The sequence below is a fragment of the Micrococcus sp. HMSC31B01 genome, assembly GCF_001816085.1.
Lineage (GTDB): Bacteria > Actinomycetota > Actinomycetes > Actinomycetales > Micrococcaceae > Micrococcus > Micrococcus luteus.
In genome coordinates this window covers 1-880 of the sequence record NZ_KV824972.1, presented here as the reverse complement: position 1 = coordinate 880, position 880 = coordinate 1, and the positions used below count along the sequence as shown (strand labels likewise).

The following is an 880-nucleotide window of genomic DNA, read 5'->3' as shown; positions in this document are numbered from 1 at the left end:
GCAGGAACAGCGCGCCGAGCCGGCGGGCGGCCAGCCACACCCCGACGCCGGCCATCACCACGAAGTAGAGGACGTGGCCGGCGGTCGCCCAGCTCAGCACGCCCACCGCGAGCGCGCGCATCATCTCCACCGCATGCCACAGCGGGAACACGCGGATCACCCACTGGATCGGCTCCGGGTAGACCGCGAGCGGGAAGAACGTGGCCGAGAACAGGAACATGGGCATCAGCACGATCTGGACCCAGTCCATGTGCTGGAACGTCTTCATCCAGCTCGTCACCGCCATGCCGAGGGAGGCGAAGCCCAGCGCCACGAGCAGGGCGCCGGGGATCATGAGCAGCGCCGTCCACGAGGTGACGAGCCCGGCCACGGTCATGACGATCAGGAAGCCGACCGCGTAGATCAGCCCGCGCAGCAGCGCCATCGCGATCTCCCCGAGTGCCACGTCCAGCGGGCCCAGCCGCGTGGAGAGCATGGTCTGGTACGTCTTCGCGTAGCGCAGCTTGAAGAACACGTTCCACGTGGAGTCGTAGATGGCGCCGTTCATCGCCGAGACCGCCAGCAGCGCGGGGGCGAGGTACATGCCGTACGGGACGGGGGTGCCATCCGGGCCGGCCACGTCGCCGACCAGCGCACCGAGCCCGAGCCCCATGGAGGCCAGGTAGAGCACGGGCTCGAAGAACCCGGAGAAGAACACCACCCAGTTGTTGGACTTCAGGGAGAGGAACGCCCGCTCCATCACCGCGCGCACGTTGCCCGAGTACGCGCCGGCCAGCGGGCCGCGGCGCACGGGGATCTCGGGCAGGGGCGGCACGGCGACGGCGTGTTCCCGCACCACCGAGGACGACGGCGCAGCCGGGTCCGCCTGCGCGGCGGCGGG

The 880-nt window shown here is 70.3% G+C and carries 1 protein-coding gene; it reads right to left on the bottom strand.

Annotated features, from left to right (window positions below):
• On the bottom strand, positions 1-880 hold an 880-nt coding region (locus HMPREF3105_RS02260; protein ID WP_371441093.1), incomplete at both ends, for an ABC transporter permease.